The organism is Streptomyces sp. NPDC021356 (genome assembly GCF_040641015.1).
Lineage (GTDB): Bacteria > Actinomycetota > Actinomycetes > Streptomycetales > Streptomycetaceae > Streptomyces.
This window is the reverse complement of the sequence record NZ_JBFACU010000010.1, coordinates 167,496-192,676: the sequence shown is the minus strand read 5'-3', so window position 1 is coordinate 192,676 and position 25,181 is coordinate 167,496. Positions and strand designations below refer to the sequence as shown.

At 70.7% G+C, this 25,181-nt stretch carries 23 protein-coding genes and 1 riboswitch; of the genes, 9 read left to right on the top strand and 14 right to left on the bottom strand.

What is annotated here, in order from left to right:
• Window positions 1–40 precede the first annotated feature (40 nt).
• Window positions 41–313, top strand: a complete 273-nt coding sequence (locus AB0G56_RS16040; RefSeq protein ID WP_360969473.1) for a hypothetical protein — start codon at window positions 41–43, stop codon at window positions 311–313.
• Here AB0G56_RS16040 and AB0G56_RS16035 read toward each other — a convergent pair.
• From AB0G56_RS16035 to AB0G56_RS16010, 6 genes are all read right to left on the bottom strand, one after another.
• Window positions 226–1,251, bottom strand: coding sequence for a ribonucleotide-diphosphate reductase subunit beta (locus AB0G56_RS16035; RefSeq protein WP_360969472.1), 1,026 nt, complete (start codon window positions 1,249–1,251; stop codon window positions 226–228). The two genes, AB0G56_RS16040 and AB0G56_RS16035, sit on opposite strands and share 88 nt — an antisense overlap.
• Window positions 1,242–3,611, bottom strand: a complete 2,370-nt coding sequence (locus AB0G56_RS16030; RefSeq protein WP_360969470.1) for a ribonucleoside-diphosphate reductase subunit alpha — start codon at window positions 3,609–3,611, stop codon at window positions 1,242–1,244. The genes AB0G56_RS16035 and AB0G56_RS16030 overlap by 10 nt, the downstream gene beginning before the upstream one ends.
• 121 nt (window positions 3,612–3,732) lie before the next feature.
• Window positions 3,733–3,899, bottom strand: a riboswitch (cobalamin riboswitch).
• 53 nt (window positions 3,900–3,952) lie between these two features.
• On the bottom strand, window positions 3,953–4,459 hold the full coding sequence (locus AB0G56_RS16025; protein WP_360969468.1) for a GNAT family N-acetyltransferase: 507 nt from the start codon (window positions 4,457–4,459) through the stop codon (window positions 3,953–3,955).
• A 75-nt stretch (window positions 4,460–4,534) separates the two neighbouring features.
• On the bottom strand, window positions 4,535–6,163 hold the full coding sequence (gene mctP / locus AB0G56_RS16020) for a monocarboxylate uptake permease MctP (RefSeq protein ID WP_360969466.1): 1,629 nt from the start codon (window positions 6,161–6,163) through the stop codon (window positions 4,535–4,537).
• Window positions 6,160–6,438, bottom strand: coding sequence for a DUF3311 domain-containing protein (locus AB0G56_RS16015; RefSeq protein ID WP_360969465.1), 279 nt, complete (start codon window positions 6,436–6,438; stop codon window positions 6,160–6,162). The genes mctP and AB0G56_RS16015 overlap by 4 nt, the downstream gene beginning before the upstream one ends.
• A 205-nt stretch (window positions 6,439–6,643) precedes the next feature.
• The gene (locus AB0G56_RS16010; RefSeq protein ID WP_360969463.1) at window positions 6,644–7,408 is read right to left on the bottom strand and encodes a GntR family transcriptional regulator; all 765 of its coding nucleotides are present in this window, start codon (window positions 7,406–7,408) and stop codon (window positions 6,644–6,646) included.
• 466 nt (window positions 7,409–7,874) lie between these two features.
• Between AB0G56_RS16010 and AB0G56_RS16005 the strand changes: the two genes are divergently transcribed.
• The 4 genes from AB0G56_RS16005 (at window position 7,875) to AB0G56_RS15990 (ending at window position 12,664) form a co-directional block, all read left to right on the top strand.
• The gene (locus AB0G56_RS16005; protein WP_360969461.1) at window positions 7,875–9,158 is read left to right on the top strand and encodes an extracellular solute-binding protein; all 1,284 of its coding nucleotides are present in this window, start codon (window positions 7,875–7,877) and stop codon (window positions 9,156–9,158) included.
• 138 nt (window positions 9,159–9,296) lie between these two features.
• Window positions 9,297–10,283 (top strand): sugar ABC transporter permease, encoded by a 987-nt coding sequence (locus AB0G56_RS16000; protein ID WP_360969459.1) that lies wholly within the window; start codon window positions 9,297–9,299, stop codon window positions 10,281–10,283.
• Window positions 10,280–11,146, top strand: coding sequence for a carbohydrate ABC transporter permease (locus AB0G56_RS15995; RefSeq protein ID WP_360969457.1), 867 nt, complete (start codon window positions 10,280–10,282; stop codon window positions 11,144–11,146). Before AB0G56_RS16000 ends, AB0G56_RS15995 begins: the two co-directional genes overlap by 4 nt.
• A 9-nt stretch (window positions 11,147–11,155) precedes the next feature.
• Entirely contained in the window at window positions 11,156–12,664 is a 1,509-nt protein-coding gene (locus AB0G56_RS15990; RefSeq protein ID WP_360969455.1) for a glycoside hydrolase family 3 protein, read from the top strand.
• Between the two features lie 309 nt (window positions 12,665–12,973).
• Here AB0G56_RS15990 and nagB read toward each other — a convergent pair whose 3' ends face one another.
• Both nagB and AB0G56_RS15980 read right to left on the bottom strand, forming a co-directional pair.
• Complete coding sequence (gene nagB, locus AB0G56_RS15985; protein ID WP_360969453.1) at window positions 12,974–13,759, bottom strand: glucosamine-6-phosphate deaminase; 786 nt, start codon at window positions 13,757–13,759, stop codon at window positions 12,974–12,976.
• 329 nt (window positions 13,760–14,088) lie between these two features.
• Window positions 14,089–14,892: an SDR family oxidoreductase gene (locus AB0G56_RS15980; RefSeq protein WP_360969451.1), complete on the bottom strand. Its 804-nt coding sequence runs from the start codon at window positions 14,890–14,892 to the stop codon at window positions 14,089–14,091.
• A 93-nt stretch (window positions 14,893–14,985) separates the two neighbouring features.
• Between AB0G56_RS15980 and AB0G56_RS15975 the strand changes: the two genes are divergently transcribed.
• Both AB0G56_RS15975 and AB0G56_RS15970 read left to right on the top strand, forming a co-directional pair.
• Complete coding sequence (locus tag AB0G56_RS15975; RefSeq protein WP_360969449.1) at window positions 14,986–15,648, top strand: TetR/AcrR family transcriptional regulator; 663 nt, start codon at window positions 14,986–14,988, stop codon at window positions 15,646–15,648.
• A gap of 490 nt (window positions 15,649–16,138) precedes the next feature.
• A complete protein-coding gene (locus AB0G56_RS15970; protein ID WP_360969624.1) occupies window positions 16,139–17,605 on the top strand; it encodes a PAS domain-containing sensor histidine kinase in 1,467 nt (488 codons plus the stop codon).
• Between the two features lie 334 nt (window positions 17,606–17,939).
• On the opposite strand, the gene AB0G56_RS15965 is transcribed toward AB0G56_RS15970, so the two are convergent.
• Together AB0G56_RS15965 and AB0G56_RS15960 are read right to left on the bottom strand one after the other, a co-directional pair.
• Window positions 17,940–18,197: a WhiB family transcriptional regulator gene (locus AB0G56_RS15965; protein WP_016639615.1), complete on the bottom strand. Its 258-nt coding sequence runs from the start codon at window positions 18,195–18,197 to the stop codon at window positions 17,940–17,942.
• A gap of 319 nt (window positions 18,198–18,516) precedes the next feature.
• Window positions 18,517–19,485 carry a diacylglycerol kinase family protein gene (locus AB0G56_RS15960; protein WP_360969448.1) on the bottom strand — a complete coding sequence of 323 codons (969 nt, stop codon included), beginning with the start codon at window positions 19,483–19,485 and terminating at the stop codon, window positions 18,517–18,519.
• 116 nt (window positions 19,486–19,601) lie between these two features.
• On the opposite strand from AB0G56_RS15960, the gene AB0G56_RS15955 reads away from it, so the two are divergent.
• Window positions 19,602–20,060: a hypothetical protein gene (locus AB0G56_RS15955; RefSeq protein WP_360969446.1), complete on the top strand. Its 459-nt coding sequence runs from the start codon at window positions 19,602–19,604 to the stop codon at window positions 20,058–20,060.
• Window positions 20,061–20,117: 57 nt separating this feature from the next.
• Here AB0G56_RS15955 and AB0G56_RS15950 read toward each other — a convergent pair whose 3' ends face one another.
• The 3 genes from AB0G56_RS15950 to AB0G56_RS15940 all read right to left on the bottom strand — a co-directional run bounded on the left by AB0G56_RS15950 (window position 20,118) and on the right by AB0G56_RS15940 (window position 22,251).
• Window positions 20,118–21,299: a SigB/SigF/SigG family RNA polymerase sigma factor gene (locus tag AB0G56_RS15950; protein ID WP_360969622.1), complete on the bottom strand. Its 1,182-nt coding sequence runs from the start codon at window positions 21,297–21,299 to the stop codon at window positions 20,118–20,120.
• Window positions 21,300–21,316: 17 nt separating this feature from the next.
• Window positions 21,317–21,733 (bottom strand): anti-sigma regulatory factor, encoded by a 417-nt coding sequence (locus AB0G56_RS15945; RefSeq protein WP_146465655.1) that lies wholly within the window; start codon window positions 21,731–21,733, stop codon window positions 21,317–21,319.
• A 257-nt stretch (window positions 21,734–21,990) separates the two neighbouring features.
• Complete coding sequence (locus AB0G56_RS15940; protein WP_360969444.1) at window positions 21,991–22,251, bottom strand: UBP-type zinc finger domain-containing protein; 261 nt, start codon at window positions 22,249–22,251, stop codon at window positions 21,991–21,993.
• A gap of 79 nt (window positions 22,252–22,330) precedes the next feature.
• Between AB0G56_RS15940 and AB0G56_RS15935 the strand changes: the two genes are divergently transcribed.
• Complete coding sequence (locus AB0G56_RS15935) at window positions 22,331–23,926, top strand: Na+/H+ antiporter (protein WP_360969443.1); 1,596 nt, start codon at window positions 22,331–22,333, stop codon at window positions 23,924–23,926.
• 91 nt (window positions 23,927–24,017) lie between these two features.
• Here the strand turns inward: AB0G56_RS15935 and AB0G56_RS15930 are convergent, their stop codons facing one another.
• Window positions 24,018–24,929 carry a pyridoxal-phosphate dependent enzyme gene (locus AB0G56_RS15930; RefSeq protein WP_360969441.1) on the bottom strand — a complete coding sequence of 304 codons (912 nt, stop codon included), beginning with the start codon at window positions 24,927–24,929 and terminating at the stop codon, window positions 24,018–24,020.
• Window positions 24,930–25,181 lie beyond the last annotated feature (252 nt).

Here is a 25,181-nt window from a genome sequence, read left to right as displayed (position 1 = left end):
CCACTCACGCTCGGGCGTGCCCGGCGCGAGAGTGGTGTGCATGAACGCAGACCAGACAGAAGCCCTGATCGGAATGGCCGCCACCTTCGGACTCCTGGTCCTGATGGCGCTGCCCTCGATGCTCGGCGTCCTGCGCGACAAGCGCATCGACCGCAGCATCAGGCAGGCACAGCAGGCCCACCGGGACCAGGAGTACCGCGAGGCACAGGCACGGCGCGAGAGGACTCAGAAGTCCTCGTCCAGGTCGACGGTGCCCTCCACCGCCACCTGGTACGCCGACGGACGCCGCTCGAAGAAGTTGGTCAACTCCTGAACCCCCTGCAGTTCCATGAAGGAGAAGGGGTTCTCGGAGCCGTACACCGGAGCGAGACCGAGCCGCGTCAGACGCTGATCGGCCACACACTCCAGGTACTGCCGCATCGAGTCGGTGTTCATGCCCGGGAGGCCGTCACCGCACAGGTCGCGCGCGAACTGCAGCTCGGCCTCGACGGCCTCCCGCAGCATGTCGGTGACCTGCTGCTCCAACCCGTCGTCGAAGAGGTCCGGCTCCTCCTTGCGGACGGTGTCCACCACGTCGAAGGCGAACGACATGTGCATCGTCTCGTCGCGGAACACCCAGTTGGTGCCCGTGGCCAGGCCGTGCAGCAGGCCCCGGCTGCGGAACCAGTAGACGTAGGCGAAGGCGCCGTAGAAGAACAGCCCCTCGATGCAGGCGGCGAAGCAGATCAGATTGAGCAGGAAGCGCCGGCGGTCCGCCTTGGTCTCCAGCCGGTCCAGCTTCTCCACCGAGTCCATCCACTTGAAGCAGAACTCGGCCTTCTCCCGGATGGACGGGATGTTCTCCACGGCCGCGAAGGCCGCCACCCGGTCGTCCGGGTCGGGCAGGTAGGTGTCGAGCAGCGTCAGGTAGAACTGGACGTGCACGGCCTCCTCGAACAGCTGCCTGCTCAGGTACAGGCGCGCCTCGGGCGAGTTGATGTGCTTGTAGAGCGTGAGCACCAGGTTGTTGGCGACGATCGAGTCACCCGTCGCGAAGAACGCGACCAGCCGGCCGATCAGGTGCTGCTCGCCGGGGGAGAGCTTGGCGAGGTCGGCGACGTCCGAGTGGAGGTCGACCTCCTCCACGTGCCAGGTGTTCTTGATCGCGTCCCGGTAGCGCTCGTAGAAGTCGGGGTAGCGCATGGGGCGCAGGGTCAGCTCGAAGCCCGGGTCGAGCAGGTTCGTGTTTCGGGTGCTGGTCATCACTGGCATGCCTCGCAGGACTCGGGGTTCTCAAGGGAGCAGGCGACCGCGTCGGGGTCGGCGACCTGCTGGACGGGGACGGTGGCGGGGGTCTGCGCCCGGGCCGCGCGGGCGATCCGGGTCGCCGGGCGCGAGCGCAGGTAGTACGTCGTCTTCAGGCCCTGCTTCCAGGCGTAGGCGTACATCGAGGAGAGCTTGCCGATGGTCGGCGTCTCCAGGAACAGGTTCAGCGACTGCGCCTGGTCCAGGAACGGGGTGCGGGCGGCGGCCATGTCGATCAGGCCGCGCTGCGGGATCTCCCACGCCGTGCGGTACAGCCGCCGCACGTCCTCGGGGATCCACGCGAAGTCCTGCACCGAGCCGTTCGCCTCGCGCAGCGCCTCCCGGGTACGGGCGTCCCACACGCCGAGCGTCTTGAGGTCGCGCACCAGGTAGGAGTTGACCTGGAGGAACTCGCCCGAGAGCGTCTCGCGCTTGAACAGGTTGGAGACCTGCGGCTCGATGCACTCGTAGACGCCCGCGATGGAGGCGATGGTGGCGGTCGGCGCGATCGCCAGCAGCAGCGAGTTGCGCATGCCGACGGCGGCGATCCGCTCGCGCAGGGCCGCCCAGCGCTCGGGCCAGGCGAGGTCCACATCGTAGTGGTCGGGGTGCAGCACACCACGGGCGGCGCGGGTCTTCTCCCAGGCGGGCAGCGGGGCGTTCCGTTCGGCGAGGTCGGCGGAGGCCTCGTAGGCGGCGAGCATGATCCGCTCGGCGATCCGGGTCGACAGCGCCTTCGCCTCGGGCGAGTCGAAGGGCAGCCGCAGTTTGAAGAAGACGTCCTGGAGGCCCATCGCGCCCAGGCCCACCGGCCGCCACCGGGCGTTGGAGCGGCCGGCCTGCTCGGTCGGGTAGAAGTTGATGTCGACGACCCGGTCCAGGAAGGTGACGGCCGTGCGGACGGTCTCGTCCAGCCGCTCCCAGTCGAGGTCCCCGCGCTCGGGGTCGGCGAAGGCGCCGAGGTTGACGGAGCCGAGGTTGCAGACCGCCGTCTCGCCGTCGTCGGTGACCTCCAGGATCTCCGTGCAGAGGTTCGAGGAGTGGATGACGTGGCCCGGCTCGGCCGTCTGGTTGGCGGTGCGGTTGGCGGCGTCCTTGAAGGTCATCCAGCCGTTGCCGGTCTGCGCGAGGGTGCGCATCATCCGGCCGTACAGCTCACGGGCGGGCAGGGTCTTCTTCGCGAGGCCGGCCGCCTCTGCCGCGCGGTAGGCCGCGTCGAACTCCTCGCCCCACAGGTCCACCAGTTGAGGCACGTCGGCCGGGGAGAACAGCGACCACTGCCCGTCGGCGTCGACGCGGCGCATGAACTCGTCCGGGATCCAGTGCGCCAGGTTCAGGTTGTGGGTGCGGCGCGCGTCCTCGCCGGTGTTGTCGCGCAGCTCCAGGAACTCCTCGATGTCCGAGTGCCAGGTCTCCAGGTAGACGGCCGCCGCGCCCTTGCGCCGGCCGCCCTGGTTCACGGCGGCCACCGACGCGTCGAGGGTCTTCAGGAACGGGACGATGCCGTTGGAGTGCCCGTTGGTGCCGCGGATCAGCGAGCCGCGCGAGCGGACGCGGGAGTAGGCGATGCCGATGCCGCCGGCGTGCTTGGAGAGCCGGGCCACCTGGTGGTAGCGGTCGTAGATGCTGTCCAGCTCGTCCTTGGGGGAGTCGAGCAGGTAGCAGGAGGACATCTGGGGGTGGCGGGTGCCGGAGTTGAAGAGCGTGGGGGAGGAGGGGAGGTAGTCGAGGCGGCTCATGAGCCCGTGGAGCGCGGCGACTTCGTCGACGGCCCGGGGGCTGTCGTCCTCGGCGAGACCGCTGGCCACCCGCAGCATGAAGTGCTGAGGGGTCTCGATCACCTTGCGGGTGATCGGGTGCCGCAGGAGGTAGCGGCTGTGCAGGGTGCGCAGCCCGAAGTAGCCGAAGCGGTCGTCGGCGGCCGGGTCGGCCAGCGCGTCCAGGCGGGCGGCGTGCAGGCGGACGAACGCGGCGGTCCGGTCGGCGATCAGTCCCTCGCGGTGGCCCGTGGCCACCGACTCGGTGAAGGACGTGACGCCCTGCGAGGCGGCCTCGGCGCGGATGGAGAGCGTGAGCAGACGGGCGGCCAGCCGCGAGTAGGCGGGGTCCTCGGAGATGAGTCCGGCCGCCGCCTCGGTGGCCAGCTCCCGCAGCTCCGCCTCGTCGGCGTGCGCCGACCGGCCGCGCAGCGCGGCGGCGGCGACCCGGCCGGGGTCGGCGTCGGGGAGGTCGGCGGTCAGCTCGGTCAGGGTCCGCAGCAGCGCGGCACCGGGACCGTCGTTCTCCAGGCCCGTGGCTGAGGCCGGATCGGCTGGCGCGATGGTCACTTGGGGCTCTCCCTCGCTCGGCACGGGGCCTCGCCGAGGGCAGGGGGCAGCACACGAGCGCACACGGCGCCGCGTCCACCGGCCCATTCCACGAGGCCCGGACGTCAGGCACCCGGACCGGACGGCCGGGCGCACTGTCGGCAGGTCCTCGGACTGACGCTCGTACACGGCCTTGAGGGCATACGTGACGAGTACACCGTTGCGGGACAGTTCCGGATTCGCACCGGATTCCCCTGCGACGACAGCGAGCATGAGCATACATCTTGTGCCGGGGGCGGAAGTCACCCCCATATGTTGTGCCTGCGGTGTGTCGCGTCGACTGCGGAGGGTGTCAGTCGCTGTCAGAGTGCCAACGCGTAGGTGAGCAGCGTGATGTCGTCCAGGTCCGGCAGCGGGTTCCAGTCCCGCTGCGGGGTGCGGACGAACCCCAGGCGCTCGTAGAGGCGGTGGGCGGCGTGCATGGTGCGCTGGGTGGACAGCACGAGGCGCGCACAGCCCTCGGTGGCCCGCGCCCGGTCCAGGCAGGCCCGCACCAGCGCCTCGCCCGCGCCCCGGCCGCGTGCGGCGCGCGCGACCGCGAGCATGCGTATCTCGGCCTCGCCGGGTCCGGCGATGTCGGCCATGGCGCCGCCGGACGGCACGAACGCGACCCCGCCGAGCACCGCTTCGTCCGCCACGGCCACCAGCACCTCGGCGGCGGCCGCGCGCTTGGCGACGTCCCTCAGCTCGCTCAGGTAGGGGTCGCTCTCCCCGAAGTCCAGCAGCCCGTCCTGGAGATAGGCCTGGGCGGTGATCTCACCGAGGGTGCCGTACTCGCCGGGCTCGGCCGGCCTGATCGCGAGGTCCATGGGGCCGAGTGTGCCGCACGGGTACGACAGCGGGCCGCCGGTCTTCCCGGCGGCCCGTGCCCTGGGTCCGGCAGCTCAGTGGGCGCTGCCCGCCGTGGCCGGCGGGAGTTCGACCGCGACGCCGGGGTCGCCCGCGTCGGCGGTGTAGTCCTGCGGGCTGGTCTCGTCGACGCCCTCGGGGGCCTTCAGCGCCTTCAGGACGAAGGTCAGGACGACGGAGACGACGACGTTCAGGGCGAACGCCGTCATGCCGATGTAGCCGATCTCGCCGATGCCCGGGATCTCCTTGGCCGAGCCGCCGAAGTGCTTCTGCGTCGGCGAGGCGACCCCGTAGGCCGCGACCGTGCCGTAGACCATGCCGACGGCCCAGCCGGCCAGCAGTGCCCAGCGGTGGAACCAGCGGGTGAACAGGCCCCCCACCAGGGCCGGGAAGGTCTGCAGGATCCAGATGCCGCCCAGCAACTGGAAGTTGATCGCCACGGTCTTGTCCATGGTCAGGACGAAGACCAGCGCGCCCACCTTCACCAGCAGCGAGACCAGCTTGGAGACCCGGGTCTCCTGCTCGGCCGTCGCGTCCGGCTTGATGAAGTCCTTGTAGATGTTGCGGGTGAACAGGTTCGCGGCCGCGATCGACATGATCGCCGCCGGGACCAGCGCCCCGATGCCGATCGCCGCGAAGGCGATGCCGGTGAACCAGTCCGGGAACATGTCCTCGAACAGCTGCGGAATGGCCAGCTGCCCGTTCTGGACCTTCACGCCCGCCGCGATCGCCATGAAGCCCAGCAGCGCCAGCAGGCCCAGCATCAGCGAGTACAGCGGCAGGATCGTGGTGTTGCGGCGGATCACCTCACGGCTGCGCGAGGACAGCGTGGCGGTGATCGAGTGCGGGTACATGAACAGGGCGAGCGCGGAGCCGAGGGCGAGGGTGGCGTAGGTCCACTGGCTCGCTTCTCCGGGCACGACCGCGCCGCGTGGTTTGCCGGTGGCCGGATTCGTCTGGCTGAACGCGTGGGCGGCCTTGGCGAAGATGTCGTCGAAGCCGCCCAGCTTGATCGGGATGTAGATGATCGCGACCGTGATGACGATGTAGATGAGCGCGTCCTTGACGAACGCGATCAGCGCCGGGGCGCGCAGACCCGAGGAGTACGTGTACGCCGCCAGCACGCCGAAGGCGATCAGCAGCGGCAGGTCCTTCACGAACCAGTTGGTGTTCTCGCCGCCGCCCACGCCCATCACGTCGAGCACCGCCTGGATGCCGACCAGTTGGAGCGCGATGTACGGCATGGTGGCGAGGATGCCGGTGAGGGCGACCGCCAGGGACAGGCCCTTGGACCCGAACCGGCCGCGCACGAAGTCCGACGTCGTCACGTACCCGTGCTTGTGCGAGACCGACCACAGCCGCGGCAGGAAGGTGAAGATCAGCGGGTAGACCAGGATCGTGTACGGCACCGCGAAGAACCCGGCCGCGCCGGTCGCGTAGATCGCCGCGGGCACCGCCACGAACGTGTACGCGGTGTAGAGGTCGCCGCCGAGCAGGAACCACGTGATCCACGTGCCGAACGACCGGCCGCCCAGACCCCACTCGTCCAGGCTCTGCTCGTTCTCCGCCCGGCGCCAGCGCGCAGCCAGGAACCCCATGACGGTGACGAGCAGGAAGAAGAAGATGAAGACGCCGAGCGCGACGCCGTTGACGCCGTCCTTCACCGGGTGGCACCGCCCTTCGGGGAGGCGGTGTCCGCCGAGCGGCGACCGCGCTGGTCGAGCTGCCACAGCCGGTAGGCGATCACCGTGAGGACCGTGGAGATGATCACCCACAGCATCTGGTACCAGTAGAAGAACGGGATGCCGATGAACGTGGGCCCCACCTTGGCGTACGAACCGACCCACAGCATCGCCACGAACGGCGCGACGAGGCAGAGGCCGATGACCACCCGCAGGGGTGTCACCACCCCTTTGCCCACTCCTGGCCCATCTGACATGTCGGCTCCGTCCCCTCGCTGGTCAGCCGTGCGATTGCGCAGGCAATCTAGGTCACGGTGACAAGTGAACGGAACCCCTTGTCCGCATACCGGTTGCGCGGCCCTCGTCCGGCCGCCGCCCGGCCGCATTCCGGCCGCCCGTCCGGGCACCGGCCGCGAGGGCGGGGTGCGCGGCGGGCGGGGCCGGGCCGGCGGGCCCCGAAGGTCAGTCCATCGGCCGCTTGAGCCGTGCCACGAACTTGTAGCGGTCGCCGCGGTACACCGAGCGCACCCACTCCACGGGCTGGCCCGTGCGGTCCTGGGAGTGCCGGGAGAGCAGCAGCATCGGCAGGCCCACGTCGGTGCCGAGCAGGCCCGCCTCGCGCGGGGTGGCCAGCGACGTCTCGATGGTCTCCTCGGCCTCGGCGAGGTGGACGTCGTAGACCTCGGCCAGGGCGGTGTAGAGGGAGGTGTACTTCACGAGGCTGCGGCGCAGCGCGGGGAAGCGCTTGGCGGACAGGTGCGTGGTCTCGATGGCCATCGGCTCGCCGTTGGCCATGCGCAGCCGCTCGATACGCAGCACGCGGCCGCCGGTGGTGATGTCGAGCAGGTCCGCGAGCCGGTCGTCGGCGGTGATGTACCCGATGTCCAGCAGCTGCGAGGTCGGCTCCAGGCCCTGGGCGCGCATGTCCTCGGTGTAGGAGGTCAGTTGCAGCGCCTGGGAGACCTTCGGCTTGGCGACGAAGGTGCCCTTGCCCTGGATGCGTTCCAGCCGGCCCTCGACGACCAGTTCCTGCAGCGCCTGGCGCACGGTCGTGCGCGAGGTGTCGAACTCGGCCGCCAGTGTCCGCTCGGGCGGCACGGGGGTCCCGGGCGACTGCGTCTGGGTGATGTCGAGCAGGTGCTTCTTCAGGCGGTAGTACTTGGGCACGCGCGCGGTACGGACGGTCGCCCCACCCTCGTTCTCCGCACTGCTGACGTCGGTGCTCATGCTCCGCCTTCCCGGCTCCAGTGCCGAAGCGACCGACGTCCCGTCGGCCACGGCTCACATCGTGGCACGGCTTCTTGTGCCGGGTGTCCACCCGCACGCTCCGTGATCTCCTCTGTATACCGCCGTGACCCCTGCTGGTCTAGTCCATCGTCCGCCCCCGGTACGGGTGGTCCACGCGAACAGGCGTGCAGCCAGCGGGAAGTGACGGCCGGTGGTCCAGTGGAGCGGAGACGTCCGTTTGACCGCATGAGCAATGAAAGGTCCCTGCATATCGCGGTCCCATAACGGAGCAGCTGAGCAGGTCGGCGCACCCTTGACAGCCCTATTGGTCTGGGCCAAGCTCCCCGTACTGGTCTACACCATTGGTCCAGGTCCCGGCCCCATGGGCGGTGTGCGCTGACGCTTCCACTTGTCACTACAACCGCGGGGAGGCAGGGGGGTTTGTGGCATCCCTGAGGAGGGTGGCGTGAAGCGCAAGCTGGTTGCTGCGATCGGTATCGCGGGCATGATGGTCTCCATCGCGGCGTGTGGCGGCGGTGACGACAAGAACGAGGGCTCGAAGGGGACCGACGCCAAGGAGCTGACCGTCTGGCTCACCGTCGACGCGCAGAACAACTGGCCGGACCTGGTCAAGGCGGCCGACGACGCGGTCGTCAAGAAGCACCCGGGCCTGAAGATCAAGCACGAGTACTACGGCTGGCCGGACAAGAACACCAAGCTGGACGCGGTGCTCGCCACCGACAAGGCCCCCGACGTGGTCGAGATGGGCAACACCGAGATGCTCGGCTACATGGTCAAGGGCGCCTTCGCTCCCCTGGACGCGTCGAAGTTCGACAACTCCTCCGGGTGGCTGGACGGCCTCAAGGCCTCGGTGACCTACGAGGACAAGACCTACGGCGTCCCCTACTACGCGGGCGGCCGCGTGGCCAACTGGCGCAAGGACATCTTCGCCCAGGCCGGTGTGAAGACCACCCCGAAGACGTACCAGGAACTGCTCTCCGACCTGGACAAGGTCCAGAAGAAGCAGGGCGACAAGTTCAGCGCCTGGTACCAGCCCAGCCGTGACTGGTACGCGGCCATGTCCTTCGTCTACGACGCCGGCGGCTCCATCGCCAAGGAGGAGGGCGGCCAGTGGAAGGCCAACCTGTCCTCGCCGGAGTCCCTCAAGGGCCTGAACGACTACAAGGCCGTCCTCGACAAGTACATGCACGGTGACAAGACCAAGGACGAGGCCGACCGGCCGATCGTCTACGGCCAGGGCAAGTCCGGCATGATCTTCGCCGCCGCCTGGGAGGGCGCGACCGCCGCGGACCCGAAGAACGACAAGGTCGGCAAGCTCGCCGACAAGGTCGAGAACTTCGTGATGCCCGGCCCGTCCGGCAAGAACATGCCCGTCTTCCTCGGCGGTTCGGACCTCGCCGTCCCGGTCAAGTCCAAGGCGCAGGCGATCGCCGCCGAGTGGATCAACGCCTTCACCGGCTCCACCGGCCAGAAGGGCCTGATCGCCAAGGGCAACCTGCCCAACAACAAGACCGACCTCGCGACGCTGAAGAACGACCCGAAGACGGCGGTCCCGGCCACCGCGGCCGAGTCCAGCTGGTTCGTCCCGATGGCGCCGGGCTGGGGCCAGGTCGAGAAGGCCCAGGTGCTCCAGACCATGCTCCAGAGCATCGGCACCGGCAAGAAGTCGGTCGAGGCCGCGGCCAAGGACGCGGACGCCGCGATCGACAAGGTCATCAACACGAAGTGACCCGGGCGCAGGGCCCCGCTGCGGGCGGGGTCCTGCCTCTCGCACGGCCGTTGACCGGGGCCCCGCCCCCGTGCGGCCGTGCACGGCTTTGCCTTGCTTCGCCTTCGTACCACCTGAGGGACCGCTGAGGAGCGCGCGATGAGTGCCGCAGACACGACCACCCCTGCCAAGGTGCCGCCACCGCGGCAGGCGCCGCCACCCGCCGCGGCGGACCGGCCACGCAGACACCGGACGTCGGGCGGCGCGGCGACACCATGGCTGCTCCTCGCGCCCTGTCTGCTGGTCCTGGCCCTGGTCATGGCCTACCCGCTGGTCCGCCTGGTCACCCTGTCCTTCCAGAAGTTCGGACAGCCGCAGCTGTGGGGCTTCCAGGGCGCCGAGTGGGTCGGGTTCGACAACTTCGGCAAGGTGCTCGGTGACGGCGACTTCTGGGCGGTCGTCGTGCGCACGATCGTCTTCGCCGTCGGCTGCGTGGTCCTCACCATGGTCATCGGCATGGCGCTCGCCCTGCTCCAGCAGCGGGTCTCCGGCTGGGTGAAGACGCTGATCAACATCGTCCTGGTGGCGAGCTGGGGCATGCCCGTCATCGTCGCCACCACCGTCTTCAAGTGGATCTTCGACTCGGACTACGGCATCCTCAACGCGCTGGTCAGCAAGTTGCCCGGGGTCGACATGATCGGCCACAACTGGTTCGCCAGCGGCCCCCAGGGCCTCGCCGTGATCATGCTCCTCGTGGTGTGGGGCGCCGTCCCCTTCGTCGTCATCACGCTCAGTGCCGGCCTGACCCAGGTACCCAAGGAGATGGAGGAGGCCGCCCGGCTGGACGGCGCCGGCGCGTGGGGCGTCTTCCGCTACGTCACGCTGCCCATCCTCAAGCCGATCATCGTGATGCTCACGACCCTGTCGGTCATCTGGGACATGGGCGTCTTCCCGCAGGTGTTCGTCATGCGCGGCGGCCACCCCGAGGCCGAGTTCCAGATCCTCAACACCTACTCCTACGACCGCGCCTTCGTGGTCAACGACTACGGGCAGGGCTCGGCGATCGCACTGGTCACCGTGTTGCTGCTGCTGGGTGTGGTCGCCGTGTACATGCGCCAGATGCTGAAGATCGGAGAGGTCGAATGAGCACCCTGAGCGGCACGAACGCCGCCGCCCCCGCGGTGCGCCGCCGCCGGACGCCGAAGCTCGGCTGGAACCTGCTCGGCCTCCTGGTCTTCCTCGTCCTGGGCTTCCCGCTGTACTGGATGCTCAACACGGCGTTCAAGCCGGCCAAGGACGCCATCGACCCGGACCCGAGCCTGCTGCCGACCGGCCTCACCTTCGACAACTTCAAACGCGCCCTGGACATCGCCGACTTCTGGGGGCCGGTCGGGCGCAGCCTGATCGTCTCGCTCGTCGTGGTCGTGGTCGGCATGGTCGTCGGCACGCTGGCCGCGCTCGCCATCTCCCGCTTCGCCTTCCGCGGCCGCAAGATCGTGATCGTGGGCATCCTGGCGGTGCAGATGGTGCCGCTGGTCGCCATGATCATCCCGATCTTCCTGCTGCTGAACGACCTGGGTCAGTACGACAAGCTGACCGGCCTGATCATCACGTACCTGACCTTCATCCTCCCCTTCACGGTGTGGACGCTGCGCGGCTTCATCGTCAACATCCCCAAGGAGCTGGAGGAGGCGGCGATGGTCGACGGCTGCACCCGCACCGGCGCCTTCATCCGGGTGGTCTTCCCACTGCTCGCCCCCGGCATGGTCGCCACCTCCGTCTACGGCTTCATCCAGGCCTGGAACGAGTACCTCTACGCCTTGATGCTGATGAGCCAGGAGCACGAGACCGCTACTGTCTGGCTCGGCAACTTCACCACCAAGCACGGCACCGAATACGCCCCGATGATGGCCGGAGCCACCATGATGGCCGTGCCGATCGTCGTTCTGTTCCTCCTCGTACAGCGCAAGATGGCCGCGGGCCTGACCGCGGGCGCCGTGAAGGGATAACGCCACCCGATGACGACATCCGCCAGCGGCACCACTGCGTCCAACTCGCAGAACGACGCTCTCGCCCGCGACGCGCTGACCGTCCTCCAGCCCGGCTTCACCGGCACCACGGCCCCCGACTGGCTGCTGCGCCACCTCGGTGAGGGGCTGGCCTCGGTCGGCCTGTTCGGCCGCAACGTCGCCACGGCCGAACAGCTGACCGCCCTCACCGCCCGGCTCCGCGCCGAACGCGAGGACGTCCTGGTCGCCATCGACGAGGAGGGCGGCGACGTCACCCGCCTTGAGGTGCGCGCCGGCTCCAGCTTTCCCGGCAACCACGCGCTCGGCGCGGTGGACGACGTGGAGCTGACCGAGGACGTCGCCCGTGAACTCGGCAGGCGGCTCGCCGAGTGCGGCGTCAACTTCGACTGGGCGCCCTCGGCCGACGTCAACTCCAACCCCGGCAACCCCGTCATCGGCGTCCGCTCCTTCGGTGCCTCCACCGACCTGGTCGCCCGCCACACCGCCGCCTATGTCACCGGACTCCAGGCGGCGGGCGTGGCCGCCTGCACCAAGCACTTCCCCGGACACGGCGACACCGCCGTCGACTCCCACCACGCGCTCCCGCGCATCGACGTGGACGCCGAGGTGCTCCAGGCACGCGACCTGGCCCCGTTCCGCGCGGCGATCGCCGCCGGCACCAAGGCCGTGATGAGCGCCCACATCCTCGTCCCGGCCCTGGAGCCGGACCTTCCGGCAACGTTGTCCCAGCGGGTGCTGACCGACCTCCTGCGCGGCGAACTCGGCTACGAGGGCCTGATCGTCACCGACGCCGTCGAGATGAAGGCCATCGCCGACACCTACGGCATCGAGCGGGGCAGTGTCCTCGCCGTCGCCGCCGGTGCGGACGCGATCTGCGTGGGCGGCGGCCTCGCGGACGAGGAGACCGTGCGCCGGCTGCGCGACGCCCTGGTCACCGCGGTCCGCTCCGGCGACCTGCCCGAGGAACGGCTCGCGGACGCCGCCGGACGCGTCCGCGCTCTCGCCCGCTGGACCGCCGCCGCGTCGGCCACCGCGGCGCGCACCCCCGCCGACCCGGAGGTCGGGCTGCGGGCGGCCCGCCGCGCCCTGCGGGTCACCGTCGCTGAAACGTTCACTCCGATCAGTCGGCCGCCCTACGTGGCCGCCCTCACCCCCGGCGCCAACATCGCGGTCGGCACCGAGACGCCCTGGGGCGTGGCGGCGGAACTGAGCCGCCTCCTGCCCGGCACGGAGACCGGCAGCTTCAGCGGCGAGGACGCCGGGCAGGCGGCGCTGGCCGCGGCCGGCGACCGGCGGGTGGTGGCCGTGGTCCGCGACGAACACCGCCACCCCTGGATGTCGGCTGCCCTCGACACCCTGATCGCGGCCCGCCCCGACACGGTCGTCGTCGAGATGGGCGTCCCCCAGGCTCCCCCCAGGGGCTCACTCCACATCGCCACCCACGGCGCCGCCCGCGTCTGCGGCCTGGCGGCGGCGGAGGTCATCGCGGGGGAGTGAGGCGGGGGGAGTGAGGCACGGGGGAGTGAGGCACGGAGGGCCCCGCCTGCGGAGGGGGACCCACGGGTGGTACCTCCCGGGCGGGGGCCTTACCGGGTGGCCCTCCCGGCGCGCTTCGGTAGCAGTACGCCGAAGCGGGGAGGCCCTCCTCCGAAGGGGCGAGGCTTTCCCCGGCGCTCCGGTGGCCGTGCGGCGAAGGGGGGTTCCTCCGGGGTGGGGAGGCTTTCCCCGGCGCTCCGGTGGCGGTACGGCGAAGGCGCCGGTAGCCCCTCTCCGGGCACCGGCGCCTTCGCCTGTCGCGCGTGCGCGCTAGATGCCCTGCCACTGCGGCTTGTTGGCGTAGGTGTGGCGGAAGTAGTCGGCGAGCTTCAGCTTGGAGGCGGCGGCTTCGTCGACGACGACGGTGGCGTGCCGGTGGAGCTGCAGCGCCGAGGCCGGGCACACCGCGGCGACCGGTCCCTCGACGGTCGCGGCGACCGCGTCTGCCTTGCCCTCGCCCGTGGCCAGCAGCACCAGGTGCCGGGCCTCCAGGATCGTGCCGATGCCCTGGGTGATGACGTGGTGCGGGATCTGGTCGACGTCGCCGTCGAAGAAGCGCGCGTTGTCCACACGGGTCTGCTGGGTCAGCGTCTTGATGCGCGTCCGCGAGGCGAGCGACGAGCACGGCTCGTTGAACCCGATGTGCCCGTCGGTGCCGATCCCGAGCAGTTGCAGGTCCACACCGCCGGCCTCCACCAGCGCCTTGTCGTACGCCTCGCAGGCCGCCTGCACGTCGTCGGCGGTGCCGTCGGGTCCCAGGAAGGCCTCCATCCCGATCCCCAGGGGCTCCAGCACCTCGCGGCGCAAGACGGAGCGGTAGGACTCCGGGTGGTCGGAGGGCAGCCCCACATACTCGTCGAGCTGCGCGATCCGGGCCCGGGAGGTGTCCGCGGCACCGGACCGCACCTTGGCCGCCAGCGCCTCGTAGATGGGCAGCGGAGTGGAACCCGTGGCGACGCCGAGCAGGGCGTCGGGCTTCCGCCGCAGCAGCTGCGCCATGGCCTCGGCGATGAGCTCGCCGCCCGCCCTGGCATCGGGAACGATGACAACTTCCACGCTGGGCCTGCCGATCTGAGGAGAGCCGAGAAGGGGACCGGACCCGGAAAGGAGGGGTCGTGTGGTTTAGACCAATCTAGCAGAATCGGGTTGCCGAGACCCGACCCGCACGAAGCGGTCTACCCCCTCCTCCCGGACCCGTCACGCCCCCTCCTGGCGGGCCCGCCACACCCCTTGCCTCACTCCCTTCGGACCTGCGTTCTCCCCACTGCCCGGACCCCTTCGACCCGAGCCCCTCTGCGCTGTGCCCCCCGCCCTCGGCCCGCGAACCTCCAGGTCACCTCCCGCCTCTCACCGCCTCACGTCCCGGCAGCCCGTCGCCCCCGGCCCTACATCAGCGAGCCCCCCGTCGCGTCCACCCAGCTCCCCGTCACCCATCGCCCCGCGTCGGAGGCGAGGAACGCCACCACGTCCGCGACATCGGCCGGCGCGCCCACTCGGCCGAGTGCCGATATCGCCGCCGCCCGGTCCCAGCCGCCCGGTGTTGCGTGCAGCAGCTCGGCCGTGTTGTCGGTGTCGATGAGGCCCGGTGCCACCGAGTTGACGGTGATGCCGCGGGGCCCCAGCAGCTTGGACAGGTCCCGGGTGAACACATCGAGCGCGGCCTTCGTCATCGCGTAGGCCACCTTGTCGGGCATGACCGCGTTGCGGGCGAGGCCGGAGGAGATGTTGACGACCCGGCCACCGTCACGCAGCCGCCCCAGGCCCTGCCGGACGATGAAGAACGGCGCCTTGGTGTTCACCGCGAAGACCCGGTCGTACTCCTCCTCACCGATCTCCTCCAGTGGACGTGACGTGCCGATCCCGGCGTTGTTCACCAGGATGTCCAGGCCGTCCGCGTGCCGGTCGAACTCCCTCCAGAGCGCCTCGGCGTCGCCGGGCCGTCCCAGCTCCGCACCGACCGCGAACGCCGAGCCGCCGGCCGCCTCGATCGCGCCCACCGTGTCCTTGGCCGCCACCTCGTTGTTCCCGTAATGCACGGCGACGCGCGCGCCGTCCCGTGCCAGCCGCTCGGCCACGCCTCGTCCGATACCCCTGCTCGCTCCCGTGACCAGCGCGGTCCTGCCCGCGAGTGGCCCCGCCGCCGCCCGGTCCGTGCCGCCTGCCGCGCCCGAGTGCCTGTCCGTCCCCATGTGAAGCCCCTCCCGTTTTACCTAGCGATCGCTACAGAAAGACCGTACAACAGCCTGCTGTCATTTCTCTAGTGTCCGCTATAAAATCACTCCATGGTGGCGAAGCAGGAGGCGGAAGAGCAGGTCAGTGCGGGTGTGGGAGAAGTCGGAGGGGGTGTGCCCGCCGCCAGGCGGCGCGGCCGGCCCCGCTCGTTCGACCGGGCGACAGCCCTGGAGAAGGCGGTCCTCGCCTTCTGGGAGCACGGGTACGAGGGCACCTCCGTCGCGGACCTCACCCGCGCCATGGGCATCGGCGCCCCCAGCCTGTACGCGGCCTTCGGCGACAAACAGGCACTCTTCGCCGAAGTGGTGCGGGACTACGGCGAGCGCTACGGGTCCTTCGGTGCCCGCGCCCTGGCCGAGGAGCCCTCGGCCCGCGCCGCCGTCGAGCGGACCCTGCGCGAGGCGGCGGCCGAGTACACCGCCCCGGGCCGCCCGCACGGCTGCCTGGTCATCCACGCGGCCACCCACTGCACGACCCCCGAGGTCGAGGAGTCCCTGCGCGCGCGACGCAACGAGAACATCGCGGCGTTCGAGAGCCGTATGCGGGCGGACGTCGCCGCCGGGGAGCTGCCCGCGGGCACCGACACCGGCGCGCTCGCCCGGTTCGTCGGGGCGGTCATCCAGGGCATGTCCCAGCAGGCGCGCGACGGGGCGAGCCGCACCGACCTGGAGGCGCTCGCGGAAATTGCCCTGACCATCTGGCCCCGTGGCTGAGCCGGGCGGGCTAGGCTGCTCCGTGGCGAACGCCTGCCGTCCGTCAACGGGGGCCGGCCGGTCCCCGCCCGGCCGTTCGACGAAGAACGATGAAGAAAACACGACGAACGGCTTCCCGCTCATGGACAGGCGCAAGTGGTCTAGTCCAGAATCGAGTGGGATCCCGAACAGCAGTACGCACGCGGCGCTTGCGCGCACGTGAGGTGAACACGCGAACCTCCGTTCTCCCCGCACAGGAGGACGGACCGAGGAACCGGTGCTCTCTGCCCTGACTGCTCCGGCTCCTCATCCTTCGGCCGACCGGGACCGCACACCCCACGGCCGATGTTGCTCCGGGCTGCGGTGCCGGGAGGGCTGAGGGTCCCTCCCAGGCGCCGCGGCCCGCGGGTGTCTTCGGGGCCGGACCGACGGCCGCAGCCCCCGGCCTCCCGCACCGCCGGGTATTTCGAAACCGTACAAACGCCCGGGTACGCTCGCAGACGTGCCCTCCATGAACGAACTCGTACGCCAGCACACAGCCCTCGACGACTCGGATCTCGAGTGGCTCCACCTGCTGGTCTCGGAGTGGCAGCTGCTCTCCGACCTCTCCTTCGCCGACCTGGTGCTGTGGGTTCCCACCCTGGACGGCACCCGCTACGTCTCCGTCGCCCAGATGCGGCCCAACACCGGTCCGACCTCCTACCAGGACGACATGATCGGTCACCTCGTCCCGCGGGGCCGGCGTCCGATGCTCGACGCGGCGCTCGACGAGGGGCGCATCGTCCGCGAGGGCGATCCGGAGTGGCGCGAGGAGGTACCGGTCCGGGTCGAGTCCATCCCCGTACGGCGCGAGGGACGCGTCCTCGGTGTCATCGCGCGCAACACCAACCTGCTCACCGTGCGTACCCCGAGCAGGCTGGAACTGACGTATCTGCAAAGCGCCTCGGACCTGGCGCAGATGATCGCGGCCGGTTCGTTCCCCTTCCCCGACCAGCAGGTCGACATGGACGCCTCGCCGCGGGTCGGGGACGGTCTGATCCGGCTGGACGTGGACGGCGTCGTCCAGTACGCCTCGCCGAACGCGCTCTCCGCCTACCATCGCCTCGGCCTCGCCGCCGATCTCGTCGGCCAGCACCTCGGCGAGGCCACCGCCGAACTCGCCCCTTCCCGCGCCCCGGTGGACGAGGCGCTGGTGAAGCTGGCGAGCGGCTGGGCGCCGCGCGAGTTCGAGATCGAGGCCCATGACGGGGTGATCCAGTTCCGGGCCATCCCGCTCAAACCCAAGGGCACCCGCATCGGTTCGCTGGTCCTGCTCCGTGACGTCACCGAACTGCGCCGTCGTGAACGCGAGTTGATCACCAAGGACGCGACGATCCGGGAGATCCACCACCGGGTCAAGAACAACCTTCAGACAGTGGCCGCCCTGCTCCGGCTCCAGGCCCGGCGCATAGAGTCCGAACGCGGCCGGGAGGCCCTGGAGGAGGCGGTCCGCCGCGTCGGTTCGATCGCTATCGTGCATGAGACGCTGTCTCAGAACCTGGACGAGCGGGTGGAGTTCGACGAGATCGCCGACCGGGTGCTGGCGATGGTCGCCGAGATCTCCCCGGGCAAGGTCACGGGCCGGCGCAGCGGCCGGTTCGGGATCCTGGACGCCGAGGTCGCCACTCCGCTGTCGATGGTGCTGACCGAGGTCCTGCAGAACGCCCTGGAACACGGGTTCCGCCAGGGCGACACGGGCACCGTCGAGGTCTCCGCGGTCCGCGGCGGCACCACGCGTGAGGGTCGTCTGCTCGTCACCGTCCAGGACGACGGCGTGGGACTGCCCGAGGAGTTCGACCCGCACCGCTCCGGCAACCTCGGTCTGCAGATCGTACGCACCCTGGTCGAGGGCGAGTTGGGCGGCACCTTCGACATGGTTCCGGCGCCCGGGCGGGGCACGCGCGTGGTGCTCGACATCCCGGTGACGACGCCCAAGTAGGCGGCGCGGGGGAGCGGTTCACCGGCACGGCGGCGCGGTCGCTCCGCGGGACGGGCACTCCGCAGGACGGGTGCTCCTCCCTACCGGTGCGGCAAAAGCCCGGTGGCTCCGCAACAGCCCGGAGGCACACCGAAAGTACGGAGGCAAGCAAAAAGCCCCGGACCTTTACGGGTCCGGGGCCAGTCGCTCGTTGCTGCCCCATCGTGATGGGGGTGCCCCTTGCTCGAAGAGCCTGGGGGAGCATCGGGGGTACTGCGCGCTGCGGCTCGGGGGCGGGGGTTGCGTACGCGCTGTACGCGCCGCCAAGCTCAGGCTGTCAGCGGGGTGGCTGTGGTCAGGCGGAGGCCTGACGGGCCCGGTTGCGGGCGGCGCGGCGCTTCATCGCGCGGCGCTCGTCCTCGCTGAGACCACCCCAGACGCCGGAGTCCTGGCCGGACTCGAGCGCCCACTGCAGGCACTGCTCCATAACCGGGCAGCGACGGCAGACGGCCTTGGCTTCCTCGATCTGCAGCAGCGCAGGACCGGTGTTGCCGATGGGGAAGAAGAGCTCGGGGTCTTCCTCGCGGCAAACGGCGTTGTGACGCCAGTCCATGGCTGCTACCTCTCCTTGGTATTACGTGCAAGTTGCTTGTGAATGTGAACGCTTTCACGAATCCCTCAACAAGTGAAGGGCCGACCGTCAGGATTCCCTGGCGTGGTCCTGTGGATTGAAGAGGGGTTCCGGCGATCTCCGGGGCCCGGTGTGGGGGCCGTCCCGATCGCCATGTAGAGATTCGCAAACCTCGGCGGCGGATACAACCCCTTCCGGAAACTTTTTTTGGATTCCTCGGTGTCGACTAGGTCACAGCCGTACTTCCATGGGGTGGATCCTGGCCTAAACGTTCGAGTGAAAGGACTTTCGCCCCTTCCACTCACACAATCACACGCAGTGCACGGCGTACGCCTGTGAACGTCACGCTCGTGCGCAGTCCCAGGTGGTCACCGTCCATCTGAAGGGGGAGGGGCGCCTTCGAATGCAAGGTGAAGCTGCTCAGGTCGTGCAGCGACAGGGCGTGTCTGCCCTGCGGTCCGCGCTCCGGGGACGAAGTGAGCAACTGGGTGCCATACCGGGCGACGGCCGCCGTGGACAGACGGCTGAGACCGAGCACGTCGAGGCCCGTGTCGAACGACGCCCGGGGGGACGTGTACATCGGACGGTTGCCCAGATAGGTCCACGGCGAGGTGTTCGACACTATCGCCACCACCAGGTCGGCGACCGGGTCCTCGCCGGGCCGCTCCAGGGTGATCGCGCCGTGCCGGCGGTTGGGCTCCCCGAAGAACTGGCGCAGCACCTGGCGCACGTACAGGGCGTGCGTGGACTTCTTGCCGCGCTCGCGCTGCTGCTCCACCCGGCCGACCACGCCCGCGTCGAAGCCGAGCCCGGCGTTGAAGGTGAACCAGCGTTCGGGGACCGCCGCGTCGTCGGTGCCCGGCGTCCCGGACGCGAGCCCCAGCCCGACCGTGCGCTCGCTGCCGTCGCGCAGGGCGTCCAGGATCGCACCGGTCGCCTCGACGGCGTCGTTGGGCAGGCCCAGGGCGCGTGCGAAGACGTTGGTGGAGCCTCCCGGCACCACTGCCAGGCGGGGCAGGTTCTCGGGGTCCGGGCCCCGGTGCAGCAGGCCGTTCACCACCTCGTTGACCGTGCCGTCGCCGCCGAGGGCCACGACCAGGTCGACGTCGTCGCTGTCGGCGGCCTGCCGGCCCAGGTCGCGCGCGTGGCCACGGTACTGGGTGGTGACCGCGTCCAGCTTCATCTCGCTGGCGAGGGCGTGGATCAGGACGTCGCGCGTACGTGCGCTTGTGGTGGTTGCCGCCGGATTGACCACGAGAAGTGCACGCATGGTCAGCAGCGTACCTACCGAGGAGTACTCGGCCCAGGCCGAGGTAGGGATCGGGTAAGAGGGACGGGCGTGAGCCTGGACACGGCGGTCCGTGCGACGAGGGCTACCCTTCTGGGGTGAGCAGTGAGCAGAACCCCCGTACCGACACCACGGACGCCTCCGGGCCGCGCCCAGGACGGCTGACGGCCGCGGCGGCGCTGTGCGGGCTGGAGGGGCTCGCGCTGCTGGCGGGCGGCGTCTGGATGCTGGTCCTCGGCCTCACCGGCGACGGCAGCGACCGGCAGCAGGCCGTCACCGGCGGGATCACGGTGCTCGTGCTGGCGCTGCTGCCGCTGCTGGCCGCCCGCGGGCTGCTGCTGCGGCGCAGTTGGAGCCGGGGGCCGGCGGTCATCACCCAGATCATGGCGCTGCCCGTCGCCTACAGCCTGCTCCAGGCCGACAGCGTGGCGATTCCCGCGGGCATCGTGCTCGCGGTCGTGGCCGTGGGCTCGCTGGTCCTGCTCGTCAACCCCGCGACGACCCGCGCCCTCGGCATCCGGGGACCGGGCCGCGCCCGGGAGAGCGAGCAGCGTTAGCCCCTCGCGTGCCGGAGTGGGGCAGCCCCGTGCCGGCTGCGGCGGCCGGCTCTGCGCCTACTCCTCCACCAGGAGCTTCTCCCGCAGCTGGGCCAGGGTGCGGGCCAGCAGCCGCGAGACGTGCATCTGCGAGATACCGACCTCCTGCGCGATCTGCGACTGGGTCATGTTGCCGAAGAAGCGCAGCAGCAGGATGCGCTTCTCGCGCGGCGGGAGGTCCTCCAGCAGCGGCTTCAGCGACTCGCGGTACTCCACGCCCTCCAGCGCCTCGTCCTCCGCGCCGAGGGTGTCCGCGACCGCCGGGGACTCGTCGTCGGTGTCGGGGACGTCCAGGGACAGCGTGGAGTAGGCGTTGGCCGACTCCAGGCCCTCCAGGACCTCCTCCTCGGAGATGGCGAGCTTCTCGGCCAGCTCGTGCACCGTGGGGGAGCGGCCGTGCAACTGGGACAGCTCGGCCGTCGCCGTGGTGAGGGAGAGGCGCAGCTCCTGGAGCCGGCGCGGCACGCGCACCGCCCAGCCCTTGTCCCGGAAGTGCCGCTTGATCTCGCCGACGACCGTCGGAGTCGCGTACGTCGAGAACTCCACGCCGCGGTCCGGGTCGAACCGGTCGACCGACTTGATCAGCCCGATGGTGGCGACCTGGGTGAGGTCGTCCAGCGGCTCGCCGCGGTTGCGGAAGCGGCGCGCGAGGTGCTCGACGAGCGGCAGGTGCATCCGGACCAGCTGGTTGCGCAGCTCCGCGTACTGGGGGCTGCCCTCGTTCAGCGCGCGCAGCTCGACGAACATCGCGCGTGCGCCGCTGCGGTCATGGGGGTCGTGCCGCGTGCCGTGCACGCTCGGGGCGCCCTGAGCGGCGTCCTCGGAGTATCGCTCGTGCTCGCTCATCGTCCCGCCCGTCGCCCTTCCCCGAGCCCTCGCCTCCTGGCCCGCCCCCGGCCGTGAGGACCGGGCGGGGGGACCCCCGTGGCCGGCGGAGGCTTCGCCCCGTACCGGTGGAGGCGTGCCCTGCACGGCGTCGTCCCGCCCCCGCGGAGCCCCGCCCGCACGACCGGACCGCGGGGTCTCGTCGTCCGGGTGCGGTCTGGCCTGTTCGGGGATGCCGTCGATGCCGCCCGCGGGCCGCGAGGGCTCCGCCGGACCACCCGGGACGCCCCCGGAAGGGCTCCCGGCCGCGTCGGCGCGAGGCGAGGTGACGCCCTCGGCCGGCAGCTCCCGTGTGCCGCGCTCTTCGTCCCGCACCGGCCCGTCCCCGTTCGTCACGCCGGCCCGGGTCCCGCGCCGCGCTGTTTGTAGAGGCTGATCGAAACGGTCTTGTCATCGTCCACGGCGGAGGAGACCTTGCCCGCCAGGGCCGACAGGACGGTCCAGGCGAAGGTGTCCCGCGAGGGGGCGTGACCGTCCGTGGTCGGGGCGGAGACGGTGACCTCCAGGGAGTCGTCGACCAGCCGGAAGACACAGCTGAGCACCGAGCCGGGCACGGCCTGCTGAAGCAGGATGGCGCAGGCCTCGTCCACCGCGATGCGCAGGTCCTCGATCTCGTCGAGGGTGAAGTCCAAACGGGCCGCCAGGCCGGCCGTGGCCGTCCGCAGCACCGACAGGTAGGCACCCGCAGCCGGCAGCCGGACTTCCACGAAGTCCTGGTTCGCCGCGGGCTCGCCTGCGATCTGGGACACCCTCACCTCCAAGGTGGTACAAGCTCTACAAGCTCTCTCGGGCCGAGGGTCGCCCCCCGGGGCACACGATTCATGGTCCAGCGGTGACGCTACCGCGCCCTCGACATTCCTGTCCCGGGACCCCGACCCCTTTCTGTCACTCATAGTAAACCTACGGATACGCTCCGTGGCTAGGGGTTTGGCGGATCCAAATGGGAGCAACGCGCGCCGGGTTGACGTACCCACACGTCAGACGGTCGAACCGTCCGAAGACCCGGTCACACCAGGACGTGGTCCAGGAAGCACCAACGCCAGTCTTCCCCGGGCTCGAAGGTCCGCATCACCGGGTGCCCGGTCTCCTTGTGGTGGTTCGTGGCGTGCTGCCCCGGCGACGAGTCGCAGCATCCCACGTGCCCACAGGTCAGGCACAGCCGCAGCTGCACCGGGTGAGTGCCGTCCCGCAGGCACTCCGGGCACGTCTCGCTGCGGGGATCGGGCTCCGGACGCGGCAGCGCGTCGGAGTGCGTGCACTGTTTCATGATTGCCAGATTACGACGTCCGCGCGGATGACCGCGCGGGACGAAGCGGGTGGGACGAGACGATGGGTGGGCGAGGACGATGGACGTGATGCCGCTGCTGTTGCTGGTGGCGGGCAGCGCCGTGGTGGCCGGGGCCGCCCGGCGCACCCCGGTGCCCGCACCGCTGCTGCTGGTCGCCGCGGGGCTGGCGGTCTCCTACGTCCCCGGGGTGCCGGCCTACACCCTCGACCCCGAGGTGGTCCTGCCGCTGCTGCTGCCCCCGCTGCTGTACACGTCCGCCGCCGACAGCTCCTACCTCGACCTGCGTGCGCAACTGCGGCCCGTGGCGCTGCTCTCGGTGGGGTACGCGCTCTTCGCGACCTTCGTGGTCGGCTGGGCCGCCTACCTGATCGTGCCGGGTCTGCCGCTGACGGCGGCGCTGGTGCTGGGCGCCGTGGTGGCCCCGCCGGACGCGGTCGCGGCGACGGCGGTGGCCCGCCGCGTCGGCCTGCCCTCGCGCATCACCACGATCCTTCAGGGCGAGTCCCTGCTCAACGACGCCACCGCGATCACCGCCTACAAGGTGGCCCTCGCGGCGGCCGTCGGCGAGGGCGCGACCTGGTCCGGGGGGGTCGAGGAGTTCCTCGTCGCGGCGGTCGGCGGGGTCGGCGTCGGAGTGGTGCTGATGGCGCCGCTGCACTGGCTGCGCACCCATCTGAAGGAAGCGCTGCTGCAGAACACGCTCTCCCTGCTGATCCCGTTCGTCGCCTACGGCATCGCCGAGCAGGTGCACGCCTCCGGCGTCCTCGCGGTCGTCACGGTCGCCCTCTACCTCGGTCACCGCGCGTGGGAGGTCGACTTCGCCACCCGGCTCCAGGAGGAGGCGGTGTGGAAGATGGTCGCCTTCGTCCTGGAGTCGGCGGTGTTCGCCCTCATCGGACTGCAACTGCCGATTGTCCTCAGCGGGCTGGAGGAGTACGCCGGCGCCGCGGCCGCCTGGTACGCCGTCGCCGTCTTCCTCGTGGTCGTGGTCACCCGGTTCGTGTGGGTGTACCCGGCGACGTTCCTGCCCAGGCTGCTGCTGCGGCGGGTGCGCGAACGGGAGGAGAACCCCACCTGGAGAGGCGCGATGGTCACCGGGTGGGCCGGGATGCGGGGCGTGGTGTCCTTGGCCATCGCCTTCTCCATCCCGCTCACGGTGCACGGCGGAGGTCCCTTCCCGCAGCGGAACCTGATCCTCTTCCTCACCTTCACGACGGTCATCGGGACGCTGGTGGTGCAGGGCCTGACCCTGCCGCCGCTGATCCGCCTGCTGAAGCTCCCCGGCCACGACGCGCAGGCCGCCACGCTCGCCGAGGCGAACGCCCAGGCACAGGCCTCCCGGGCCGCCGAACAGTGCCTGGAGGAACTGCTCACCGACGAGCGCAACGCCCTCCCGCCCCCGCTGGCGGACCGGCTCCGCTCGGTCCTGGAACGCCGCCGCAACGCCGTGTGGGAACGCCTCGGCCAGACCAACCCGGTCACCGGCGAATCGGTCGACGACACCTACCGCAGGCTCTCCCGGGACATGATCAGCGCCGAGCGCGCCGTCTTCGTACGCCTGCGGGACGGCCGCTACATCGACGACGAGATGCTGCGCACGCTGCTGCGCAGGCTGGACCTGGAGGAGGCGGCCGCGTACCGGGAAGCCGCGTAGCTTCCCGGTACCCGGCTCGGGGCTCGGGGATCCCGGCGGCTTCCGGTTCCCCGCTTCCGGTTCGAGGCACCTGCCGCCCGAGAGGACGCGGCTACGACGGGAAGGGCCGGCCCGTCACGACGGCGGCGATCGTCGTCCCGCGCGCGAAGGCGCCCTCCTCGGCCAGGGTGAGCAGGCCGTACAGCAGCTTGGCGACGTACAGCCGCTCGACGGGGACGCCGTGCCGGGCGGCGAAGTCCTCGGCGAAAGCGTCGAGTTCGGGGGCGGGACGGGCGTAACCGCCGAAGTGGAAGCGGTCGTCGAGGGACCACGTGCCGCGCCGGGCGCCGAAGGCCTCTTCCTGCAGGGCCTGCACCGCGGTGCCCAGGAAGCCGCCCTTGAGGACCGGTATGCCCAGGGCACGCCTGCCTTCCGGCAGTCCGGCGGCGAGTCCGGCGAGGGTGCCGCCGGTGCCGCAGGCGACGGCGACGACGTCGGCCCGGTCGCCCAGCTCCGCGCCGAGCGCCGTACAGCCGCGCACCGCGAGCGCGTTGCTGCCGCCCTCGGGCACCACGTACGAGCCGGGGACCCCGACCGCGCGCAGGACGGCCGCCGACGTCGCCGGATCGGCCTTGCGTCGGTACGTCGACCGGTCGACGAAGTGCAGACGCATCCCGTCGGCCGCGCACCGGGCCAGAGAGGGGTTGAGGGGACGGTCGGCCAGCTCCTGGCCGCGGACCACGCCGACCGTGGGCACGCCGAGGAGACGGCCCGCCGCCGCGGTCGCCCGCAGATGGTTGGAGTAGGCACCGCCGAAGGTCACGACGGTCCGCCCGGCGGCGGCCCGCAGGTTCGGGGCGAGTTTGCGCCACTTGTTCCCGGTCAGCTCCGGGTGGATCAGATCGTCCCGCTTGAGCAGCAGGCGCAGTCCACGCCGGGCGAACCGGTCGTCGCTCAGTTCCTGCAACGGCGAGGGGAGCCTCGGGGAGAGCGCGGCGGGATCGGGGACGGCGGGGCTGGTCATCCGCCCATTGTCCCCGGCGCCGCCGCGCCCCGCGGGGGCGCGGGCGCAGAGGTCTCGAGTGCGGGGGCGCAGCCCGCCTCCGGCTGAAAACCCATGCCCGAACCGAGCGGGATCCCCATGTGTGCCCGGGCCGCCACCCTTCCATTCCCGCTCTTTCGTGTAATAGCACGGACACGTTACGTGATGGAAGGCTGGTCCTCGCGAATCGATGCCCGGCTCCGATCGGGCCGGGCATGAGCGGGAGGGCAATTC

Bases quoted from the DNA above. Each gene is read 5' to 3' on its own strand.
- AB0G56_RS15965 (WP_016639615.1), bottom strand. From the start codon at position 18,197: ATGGACTGGCGTCACAACGCCGTTTGCCGCGAGGAAGACCCCGAGCTC.
- AB0G56_RS15940 (WP_360969444.1), bottom strand. From the start codon at position 22,251: ATGAAACAGTGCACGCACTCCGACGCGCTGCCGCGTCCGGAGCCCGAT.
- AB0G56_RS16010 (WP_360969463.1), bottom strand. From the start codon at position 7,408: ATGAGCACCGACGTCAGCAGTGCGGAGAACGAGGGTGGGGCGACCGTC.
- AB0G56_RS15975 (WP_360969449.1), top strand. From the start codon at position 14,986: ATGGTGGCGAAGCAGGAGGCGGAAGAGCAGGTCAGTGCGGGTGTGGGA.
- AB0G56_RS15930 (WP_360969441.1), bottom strand. From the start codon at position 24,929: ATGACCAGCCCCGCCGTCCCCGATCCCGCCGCGCTCTCCCCGAGGCTC.
- AB0G56_RS15995 (WP_360969457.1), top strand. From the start codon at position 10,280: ATGAGCACCCTGAGCGGCACGAACGCCGCCGCCCCCGCGGTGCGCCGC.
- AB0G56_RS15970 (WP_360969624.1), top strand. From the start codon at position 16,139: ATGAACGAACTCGTACGCCAGCACACAGCCCTCGACGACTCGGATCTC.
- AB0G56_RS16025 (WP_360969468.1), bottom strand. From the start codon at position 4,459: ATGGACCTCGCGATCAGGCCGGCCGAGCCCGGCGAGTACGGCACCCTC.
- AB0G56_RS16035 (WP_360969472.1), bottom strand. From the start codon at position 1,251: ATGCCAGTGATGACCAGCACCCGAAACACGAACCTGCTCGACCCGGGC.
- AB0G56_RS16040 (WP_360969473.1), top strand. From the start codon at position 41: ATGAACGCAGACCAGACAGAAGCCCTGATCGGAATGGCCGCCACCTTC.
- AB0G56_RS15935 (WP_360969443.1), top strand. From the start codon at position 22,331: ATGGACGTGATGCCGCTGCTGTTGCTGGTGGCGGGCAGCGCCGTGGTG.
- AB0G56_RS16015 (WP_360969465.1), bottom strand. From the start codon at position 6,438: ATGTCAGATGGGCCAGGAGTGGGCAAAGGGGTGGTGACACCCCTGCGG.
- AB0G56_RS15990 (WP_360969455.1), top strand. From the start codon at position 11,156: ATGACGACATCCGCCAGCGGCACCACTGCGTCCAACTCGCAGAACGAC.
- AB0G56_RS16000 (WP_360969459.1), top strand. From the start codon at position 9,297: ATGAGTGCCGCAGACACGACCACCCCTGCCAAGGTGCCGCCACCGCGG.
- AB0G56_RS15980 (WP_360969451.1), bottom strand. From the start codon at position 14,892: ATGGGGACGGACAGGCACTCGGGCGCGGCAGGCGGCACGGACCGGGCG.
- AB0G56_RS15960 (WP_360969448.1), bottom strand. From the start codon at position 19,485: ATGCGTGCACTTCTCGTGGTCAATCCGGCGGCAACCACCACAAGCGCA.